The sequence below is a fragment of the Streptomyces sp. NRRL WC-3549 genome, from assembly GCF_000721935.1.
Classification (GTDB): Bacteria; Actinomycetota; Actinomycetes; order Streptomycetales; family Streptomycetaceae; genus Streptomyces.
This window is the reverse complement of record NZ_KL585430.1, coordinates 65,725-74,385: the sequence shown is the minus strand read 5'-3', so window position 1 is coordinate 74,385 and position 8,661 is coordinate 65,725. Positions and strand designations below refer to the sequence as shown.

The window sequence follows — 8,661 nt, the reverse complement described above, 5'->3', positions numbered from 1 at the left end:
GATGTGTATAAGAGACAGACCGTCTCGCGGTTGCGCCACTGCGAGCGGTGGTCCGAGGCGCGTACGGAGACGACACCGCCCACCAGCCTGCCCGCCAGCCGTTCGAGCGCCCGCGCCTTCCACACCTCGGGCAGGGCCTCGGTCGCCGCCAGGTCGAACCGGAGTTCCACCTGCGAGTCGGTGGTGTTGACGTGCTGCCCGCCAGGGCCGGAGGAGCGCGAGAAACGCCACATGAGTTCGGCCTCCGGAAGGGAGACCGAACCGCGGATGACATAGGGCCCGGACATGACACCCATGGTCCCTGCCCCGGGGCCGGTTCGTCACCTTGTTTAGGGGGCCTGCGGGCAGAAGTTCGGCAAAGAAAGTAAAGCGACCAGGAACCTCGTGGTCCCCTGTCCGCGTTATGACGGGTGACGGTAGCTTCGTGATGGCACGAAGCCCGCACACGACGAGGAAAGGGACTTCCCATGGCAGTAAGCCTGTCCAAGGGCGGCAACGTCTCGCTCACCAAGGAGGCCCCGGGCCTGACCGCCGTCACGGTCGGCCTCGGCTGGGACGTCCGCACCACCACCGGCACCGACTTCGACCTCGACGCCTCGGCGATCGCGGTGGACGCGGCCGGCAAGGTCTTCTCCGACGGCCACTTCGTCTTCTTCAACAACAAGGCGACGCCGGACCAGACCATCGTCCACACCGGTGACAACGTCACCGGCCAGGGCGAGGGTGACGACGAGCAGATCAACGTCAACCTGGCAGGCCTCCCGGCGGAGATCGACAAGATCGTCTTCCCGGTCTCGATCTACGACGCCGAGACCCGCAGCCAGAACTTCGGCCAGGTGCGCAACGCCTTCATCCGCATCGTCAACCAGGCCGGCGGCACCGAGATCGCCCGCTACGACCTGAGCGAGGACGCCGCCACCGAGACCGCCATGGTCTTCGGCGAGCTCTACCGCAACGGCGCCGAGTGGAAGTTCCGCGCGGTCGGCCAGGGTTACGCCTCGGGCCTGCGCGGCATCGCCCAGGACTTCGGCGTCAACCTCTGACGCCAGGGACCTCGCAGGCCCCCGCCCCACCGCCCCCGGGCCCCGGTCGGCGCGGGCCGCCCGCCGGGCATGACACCATCGAGCCGTGCTCGACATCGGCTACTCCCTCTCCCGGCGCTTCCCGGATCCCCCGCAGACCGACTACCGCCGCGCGGACGTCCGCGCCCTGCGGCACGACCTGTTCTCCGGAGACGTCTACCTCGCCGACACCAAGGCGGACCGCGAACTGTCCACAGGCTGGGGATGGGTCCCCGTGCTCGACTTCGCCTGGGCGCTCTGCGACATCGTCGAGCAACTCGACCAGGACCCGCGCGGCAGCCGCTCCCACCGCCGCCAGTACGCCGAGCTCGACTTCACCGAGTCCTCCGACCGCATGCTGTTCGAACGCCGCTTCGGCTGGGTGGACATCGAGGCGGACTGGATGCCCGGCGAGGAACCACCGCTCACCTTCAGCCACTCCCTGCTGCGCCGCGAGGCCCGCGACTTCCTGCACGACCTGATCGCCGACCTCGCCGACCTGCACGACGGGCTCGCCGACAACCCCGTCGTCTGGGACCTCCAGGCCCGCTTCCCCCGCGTCTGAGCGAACGCCTACGCCTCCACCCGCACCCCGATCTGCGCGGCGAAGGCCGGCGCCAGCTCCATCAGCTGCACCGGGCTGATCACCGCACCCGCCAGCCGGTCCACCCCCCGCGCGATGTCGAGCTCGGTGACCGCACGCAGATCGACCCCGTCCATACGGGTCTGGGTGAAGTCGGCCCGCCGCACCACGCAGTCCCGGAACTCCACCCGTGTCATCTGCGCCTGACCGAAGTCCGGCTCCGACAGCACACAGCCCTCGAAGACGACGTCCTTCAGCCGGGCCGTCCGCAGATTCAGGTAGTCGATCTTCCCGCCCCGCACCAGGACCCGCTCCAGCACCGCGCCGTGCAGCTGGACCCCGCCCAGCCGCGCGTCGACGATCTCCACGTCGCGCAGGGACGCCTCCGCGAGGTCCGTGCCCACCCCGCGCACCCCCGTCAGCACCGAGTCCATGAATCTGGCCCGGCCGAGATCCGCACGGTCCAGTCCGCAGCCGCGCAGCTCGCAGTCCATGAAGCGGGCGCCCCGGCCCACCTCGTCCGCGAGGTCCGCCCCCTCGAACCGCACCCCGTCGTAGTCCCCGTCCGGCTCCAGCCCCTCGCCCTCGTACGCGACCGGACCTCCGGGCGCCGCGCGGCCGCCACCGCGCCCTTCGCCCCCGCGCGCCCACCGCGTCCGCCCCGCACACCGCTCCTGCCGCCTCGCTCCGTCATGCCCCCATGGTGACGTACGCCACTGACAGTGACCGGGCCGGGCGATGCCGGTGAACTCCCCCCGCCGAGAACTCCCGCGTCGAGCCCGCCCCGCACCGGAGCACGACGACGGGGGACGGTCTCGCACCGACGCTCCGACTCCGCCCGGAGCCGCCCCGGTGCCGCCCGGGTCCGCCCGCGGCCTCCCGGTGGTCAGGCCCCGCCCAGCTCCGCCAGCGCCCCGTCCGTCAGCCGGTACACCGTCCACTCGTCCTGCGGACGCGCGCCCAGCGACTCGTAGAAGGCGATGGACGGGGCGTTCCAGTTCAGCACCGACCACTCCAGGCGCCCGTACCCCCGCTCCACGCAGATCCGCGCCAGCTCCGTCAGCAACGCCTTGCCGTGCCCGCCGCCGCGCCGCTCCGGACGTACGTACAGGTCCTCCAGGTACACCCCGTGCACCCCGCGCCACGTCGAGAAGTTGAGGAACCACAGGGCAAACCCCACGACCTCGCCGTCCTCGTCCGACACCGCCATGTGCGCGTACGCGGCCGGGCGCTCCCCGAACAGGGCCTCGCGCAACTGCTCCTCGGTGGCCTTCGCCTCGTGGATCGCCTTCTCGTAGTCGGCGAGTTCACGGATCATGGCGTGGATGGCGGGGATGTCTTCGACGGTGGCGGTACGGATCATGGGAGCACCCTAAAGGCAGCCCGCGCGACCGCTCATCCGGTCCGCCCCAGCAGCCGCCGGGCGATCTCCACGTGGTCCACGGCCAGACGGCGTGCCCCGCCACCGGTCGACCACACTCCGTTCTGCAGCACCCGCCCCAGCGTCCAGGCCCGCGCCCTGTCCCGGTCCAGCCCGAGCGCCTCCGTCAGCAGGTCGAACCGCCACAGCACCTCACCGGCGTCGAACCGGTTGTCCAACGCGGGGAACAGCTCGAACCCCGGGTCACCCGCGAGCGGCTTCGGGTCCAGCGCCACCCACTGCCCCGCCCGACCCTCCTCCGCCCGGCCGGCCAGGATGTTGTCGTAGTGCAGGTCCCAGTGCAGCAGCCGGTCCCCCGGCTCGTCCCGCACCTCGCGCACCGCCGCCGCGCAGTCGAGCAGCAACCGCCGCTCCCCCTCGTCCGCCAGCGCCCCGGCCGCCCGCGGAGCCGCGTCGAGCATCCGCGCCGTCATCGCACCCAGGCCCCGCATCCCCTCCGGCGCCGGTACGGACACCAGCCGGGCCAGCGACCGCGCCAGCACCCGGACCGCGACCCGGGTGTCGGGCACCGCTGTCAACGGCCGCCGCTCGTCGAGCCGTTCCAGCAGCATCGCCCCGGTCTCCGCGTCGTGCTCCAGCAGACCGACCGCCCCCGCGTCCGCCGCACCCCAGACCCGCAACGCGACCGGCTCCCCCACCGTCTCGTCGTCGGTCCTCTGCAACTTGAGCGCCGCCGGCCGGCCGTCCTCGCGGACCACCGGCAGCACCAGCGCGCACATCCCGTACATCACGGCGCCGTCCCGCTGCAGCCCCCATCGGGCCAGGAACTCCTCGGCGAGCCCCGGCAGCGCGGCGGCGAACGCCCGCCCGACCGCACCGTGGAACTCCTCCTGGCAGGCGGCGAACTCCTCGGGGACCTCGATCACACCCCTGACCCTACGAGGGCCGCACGCCTGCCGGAATACGCCCGAGGCCCCCCGGAGGGGCCTGTGCCGCCCCCCGCAGGCACACACGTATCCTGCAAACAGACCTGAAGCGTCGTGGCGCGATGCGCCGGCAGTCGAGGTGAGAGCGGAGGTGGCACTGCGATGTGCAGTGAGCCTCGTAGTCCGTACACCGCGTAGCGCCCGCCTCCCCCTCCTGGGAGGCAGAACGTGGAACGGCGCCCGCGGTGGCCCATGGATACCGATCTCCCACCTCACCGCTGTGCAGAGGACCTTCCATGTCGCAGTCACGTCTGTCCCCCGAGCCAAACCCCGAGCCCGCCGAGTCGCTCGCGGACATCATCAAGGACCACCGGCTGCTCGCCGCCCAGCAGTGGCTGAGTACGCATCAGCCGCATGTGATCGCCGACGAACTGGCGCGTATGAACGCCGTCGACGCGGGGGTGGCCTTCCGGCTGCTGGACAAGGACCGGGCCCTGGCGGCCTTCGAGGAGCTGGAGCCGGTCAACCAGCAGCAGATCCTGGAAGGACTGCGTGACCGCGCGTTCCTGGACCTCGTCGAGGGCATGGAACCCGACGACCGCGTCAGGATGCTGAAGGAGGCACCGGCCAAGGTCGCCAAGCGCGTCCTGGCCGGGCTGAGCCCGAACGAGCGCCGGATGACCTCCGCCCTGCTCGGCTACCCGGAGGGCTCGGTCGGGCGCTACATGACCCCCGAGGTGGTGGCGCTCCCCCAGGACCTGACGGTGGAACAGGCGCTGCGGACCGTACGGGCCAAGGGTGCGGACGCGGAGACGGTGTACACGCTTCCCGTGGTGGACTCCGGGCGGCGGCTGACCGGCATCGTGGAACTGCGTGAGCTGGTGCTGAACCCGCCGGACATGATGATGTCGGAACTGGTGGTCACCGAGCCGACCTCCGCGTACGCCACCGGCTCCGCCGAGCAGGCCGCCCGCCTGATGCGGGAGACCAACGACCTGAACCTGCCCGTCGTCGACAGCGAGGACCGGCTCGTCGGGCTGTTCACGATCGACGACGCGGTGGAGGTCATCGAGGCCGCCGACTCCGAGGACGTCGCCCGGCAGGCCGGTGCGGCGCCCTGGGCCGGCCACTACATGGCCGCCTCGGTGTGGCAGCTGGCCCGCTACCGCGCCCTGTGGCTGATGCTGCTCCTGGTCGCCGCGACCCTGACGATCGGCGTGACCCAGGCCTTCGAGGCCACCCTGGAACAGGTCGCCCAGCTCGCCCTGTTCATCCCCATGCTGATCGGCGCCGGCGGCAACGCCGGAGCCCAGGCCGCCACCGCGTGCGTGCGCGCCCTGGCGGTCGGCGAGGTGCGCGGCTCGGACCTGCTGAAGGTCATCTGGCGGGAGTGCCGGGTCGGCCTGGTCCTGGGCGCGCTCCTGGCGGCCCTCGGCATGGTGGTGGGCACGCTGTTCGTCAGCGTGAAGATCGCCGTGGTGGTCGGGATCACCCTGGTACTGATCTGCGGCTGGGCCGCGACCATCGGCGGCACCATGCCCCTGCTCGCCAAACGGCTCCGCATCGACCCGGCGGTCGTCTCCGCCCCGATGGTCACCACCCTGGTGGACGCCACCGGGCTGATCATCTACTTCCTGACGGCGAAAGCGGTCCTCGGCGTCTGACCTGCCGCCGTCGCCGCGTCCGCTGAACGGAAGAAGCCCAGGTCAGAGCGCATCTGACCCGGGCTTCCCGCTGAGCCCCCTGTCGGATTCGAACCGACGACCTACGCATTACAAGTGCGTTGCTCTGGCCAGCTGAGCTAAGGAGGCGTGCCGGAGCAGTGTAACCAACCCCGCGGCCCCGGCCGTGCCGAATATTCAGGTCCTCGGACTGCTGACAGAAGCCAGAACGCCAGGTAGCGTCACCTCAGGTTCACTCCAGTGGACCACACCACTCCCTTACTCGGATCGTCCGGCACGTTCCTGCCGGTGGAGGAGAAGATCAGCATGGCCAGTGTCACGTTCGACAAGGCGTCCCGCGTCTACCCCGGCTCCACGAAGCCGGCCGTGGACCAGCTCGAGATCGACATCGCGGACGGTGAGTTCCTCGTCCTCGTCGGTCCTTCCGGTTGCGGCAAGTCGACCTCCCTGCGCATGCTCGCGGGTCTCGAGGACGTCAACGGCGGTGCGATACGCATCGGTGACCGCGACGTCACGCACCTGCCCCCGAAGGACCGGGACATCGCCATGGTGTTCCAGAACTACGCGCTCTACCCGCACATGACCGTCGCGGACAACATGGGCTTCGCGCTCAAGATCGCCGGTGTGAACAAGACCGACATCCGGGCGAAGGTCGAAGAGGCCGCCAAGATGCTGGACCTCACCGAGTACCTGGACCGCAAGCCGAAGGCGCTCTCCGGTGGTCAGCGCCAGCGTGTGGCGATGGGCCGTGCCATCGTGCGTGAGCCGCAGGTCTTCCTCATGGACGAGCCGCTGTCGAACCTCGACGCCAAGCTCCGTGTCTCCACGCGTACGCAGATCGCCTCCCTGCAGCGCCGCCTCGGCATCACCACCGTCTACGTCACCCACGACCAGGTCGAGGCCCTCACCATGGGCGACCGGGTCGCGGTCCTCAAGGACGGCCTCCTCCAGCAGGTCGACTCGCCGCGCAACATGTACGACCGCCCGGCGAACCTCTTCGTGGCCGGCTTCATCGGCTCCCCGGCGATGAACCTCGTCGAGGTCCCGATCACCGACGGCGGCGTGAAGTTCGGCAACAGCGTCGTCCCGGTCTCCCGTGCCGCGCTCTCCGCCGCCGCCGACCGCGGCGACCGCACGGTCACGGTCGGCATCCGCCCGGAGCACTTCGACATCGTCGAGCACGGTGGCGCCGCCGCCCAGGGCCTCTCCAAGGACTCCGCCGCCGCCCCGGCCGGCCTGGCCGTCTCCGTCAACGTCGTCGAGGAGCTCGGCGCCGACGGTTTCGTCTACGGTGCCGCGCAGGTCGGTGGCGAGCACAAGGACCTGGTCGTCCGCGTCGGCGGCCGTGCCGTCCCGGAGAAGGGCACCGAGCTGCACGTCGTGCCGCGCCCGGAGGAGCTGCACGTCTTCGCGACGTCGACCGGTGAGCGCCTCACCGCCTGACACCGCCGGCACCACGCCGACCGTTCGACACGGCCCCCGCAGCCGGCTCGCCCGAGCCGAGCGCGGGGGCCGTTCCCGTCGCCGGAGCCCGTTCGCGTGGACACGGCACTTTCGGGTTTCGCCGTCGGAGGCTCCCTCATCCCCCGGCCCACCGCCCCGTTCGACCGCCGCCGTCAACACCGGATTCGAAAAGGCACGTCGAACCATCCCCCGCAAGAGTGACGGAATGTCGCCATGTCATCACCTGGCGCTACGCTCACCTGCGTGACCCACACCGCACGCCGCATCGGCCGATCCCTCGCTCTCGTACTGCCCGTCGTCATGGTCCTGTCCGGGACCCTCGCGGTCACCCGCGTGTCGTGGTCGGCGCAGGGCAGTGAGTCCCAGCTGCTGACCGCGGCCTCCGAGACCTCCTTGTCCAAGCAGGCCGAGGCGCCCGCCCCGCAGGACGTCCTGCGCGACAAGCTCCTGCTGGAGCTGCGCGAGAAGGACCCGGGCGTCGCCCTCACCGAGCTGCAGCGCACCGTCGAGGCGCGCCCGTCGCTGGCCAGGCACTGCATGTCGATCGCGAAGGCGCTGGGCAAGGCCGCCGTCGAGCAGTACGGACCGACCCGGGCGCACCGCTTCTCCCGGCCGGTCTGCGACACCTCGTTCGCCTCGGGCGTCGCCCAGTTCAGCTGACCCGCCGGCCTGCCGGGCGGATCCCGGGCACGGCATATCGTGCCTGGCATGCATACGTATCCGACGCAGGCCGTGATCCTGGCGGGCGGCCAGGGCTCCCGGCTGCGCCCGTACACCGACGACCGCCCCAAGCCGATGGTCGAGATCCCGGGCACCGGGACCCCGATCATCGGCCATCAGTTGTCCTGGCTGGCCGCCGAGGGCGTCACCGACGCCGTGGTCTCGTGCGGCCACCTCGCCGACGTCCTGCAGGAGTGGCTGGCGTCGGCCGCGCTTCCGTTGCGCGTCACCACCGTCGTCGAGACCGAGCCACTGGGCCGGGGCGGTGGTCTCAAGCATGCCGCCGCGCGACTGCCCGACCCGTCGCAGCCCTGGTACGCCACCAACGGTGACATCTGGACCCGGTTCTCCCTGCGGGAGATGGCCGCCTTCCACGCAGAGCGGGACGCCACGGCGACGCTCGCGCTGGCCCGCCCGCGCATCCCGTGGGGCGCCGTGGAGACGGACGCCTTCGGGCACATCACGGACTTCATCGAATCGCCGCCCTCGCCGTACCTGATCAACGCCGGGGTGTACGTCTTCGCGCCCGCCTTCACGTCGATGCTGCCGGACCGCGGCGACCACGAGCGGACGACCTTCCCGGGGCTGGCCCGTCAGCGCCGGCTGGCCGGATATCCGCTGCCGCACGGGGCGTACTGGCGGGCCATCGACACCGCGAAGGACCTCACCGAGGCGGCGAAGGAACTGGGCGCCCGTCCCCCTGGGGCCTGAGGGGACCATCAGAGGCCCTGAGAGCGCGCTACGGCACCACCTGCCTTCGGCGGGCGGGGCTCCCCATGCCGCACAGGGCCCGTACCGCACAGGGCGCGCACGTACAGGAGGAGGGCGGCCACCGGAGGGGTTC

Annotated in this window: 9 protein-coding genes, 1 tRNA gene and 1 pseudogene; 6 read left to right on the top strand and 5 right to left on the bottom strand. The window is 71.2% G+C overall.

The annotated features are described in order from the left end of the window. A partial coding sequence (locus IH13_RS0130495) for an aminoacyl-tRNA hydrolase (protein WP_420713417.1) occupies positions 1–287 on the bottom strand: 287 nt, incomplete at its 3' end. A gap of 180 nt (positions 288–467) precedes the next feature. Here IH13_RS0130495 and IH13_RS0130490 point away from each other — a divergent pair. Then, positions 468–1,043, top strand: coding sequence for a TerD family protein (locus IH13_RS0130490; RefSeq protein ID WP_031089330.1), 576 nt, complete (start codon positions 468–470; stop codon positions 1,041–1,043). Positions 1,044–1,128: 85 nt separating this feature from the next. After that, positions 1,129–1,626, top strand: a complete 498-nt coding sequence (locus tag IH13_RS0130485) for a hypothetical protein (RefSeq protein ID WP_031089328.1) — start codon at positions 1,129–1,131, stop codon at positions 1,624–1,626. A gap of 8 nt (positions 1,627–1,634) precedes the next feature. Here the strand turns inward: IH13_RS0130485 and IH13_RS38910 are convergent. The 3 genes and pseudogenes from IH13_RS38910 to IH13_RS0130470 all read right to left on the bottom strand — a co-directional run bounded on the left by IH13_RS38910 (position 1,635) and on the right by IH13_RS0130470 (position 3,951). Beyond that, positions 1,635–2,269 (bottom strand): annotated as a pseudogene (locus IH13_RS38910) (pentapeptide repeat-containing protein). Between the two features lie 261 nt (positions 2,270–2,530). Further along, the gene (locus tag IH13_RS0130475) at positions 2,531–3,007 is read right to left on the bottom strand and encodes a GNAT family N-acetyltransferase (protein ID WP_031089327.1); all 477 of its coding nucleotides are present in this window, start codon (positions 3,005–3,007) and stop codon (positions 2,531–2,533) included. 32 nt (positions 3,008–3,039) lie between these two features. Then, positions 3,040–3,951 (bottom strand): aminoglycoside phosphotransferase family protein, encoded by a 912-nt coding sequence (locus IH13_RS0130470; RefSeq protein WP_031089325.1) that lies wholly within the window; start codon positions 3,949–3,951, stop codon positions 3,040–3,042. Positions 3,952–4,247: 296 nt separating this feature from the next. Between IH13_RS0130470 and mgtE the strand changes: the two genes are divergently transcribed. Further along, a complete protein-coding gene (gene mgtE, locus IH13_RS0130465; protein ID WP_031089324.1) occupies positions 4,248–5,615 on the top strand; it encodes a magnesium transporter in 1,368 nt (455 codons plus the stop codon). 73 nt (positions 5,616–5,688) lie between these two features. On the opposite strand, the gene IH13_RS0130460 is transcribed toward mgtE, so the two are convergent. After that, positions 5,689–5,762, bottom strand: a tRNA-Thr gene (locus IH13_RS0130460). A 177-nt stretch (positions 5,763–5,939) separates the two neighbouring features. Between IH13_RS0130460 and IH13_RS0130455 the strand changes: the two genes are divergently transcribed. From IH13_RS0130455 to IH13_RS0130445, 3 genes are all read left to right on the top strand, one after another. Beyond that, positions 5,940–7,076 (top strand): ABC transporter ATP-binding protein, encoded by a 1,137-nt coding sequence (locus tag IH13_RS0130455; protein WP_031089321.1) that lies wholly within the window; start codon positions 5,940–5,942, stop codon positions 7,074–7,076. A 264-nt stretch (positions 7,077–7,340) separates the two neighbouring features. Next, complete coding sequence (locus IH13_RS0130450; protein WP_031089319.1) at positions 7,341–7,757, top strand: hypothetical protein; 417 nt, start codon at positions 7,341–7,343, stop codon at positions 7,755–7,757. Positions 7,758–7,805: 48 nt separating this feature from the next. Beyond that, positions 7,806–8,528, top strand: coding sequence for a nucleotidyltransferase family protein (locus IH13_RS0130445; protein ID WP_031089317.1), 723 nt, complete (start codon positions 7,806–7,808; stop codon positions 8,526–8,528). The last annotated feature ends 133 nt before the right edge of the window (positions 8,529–8,661 follow it).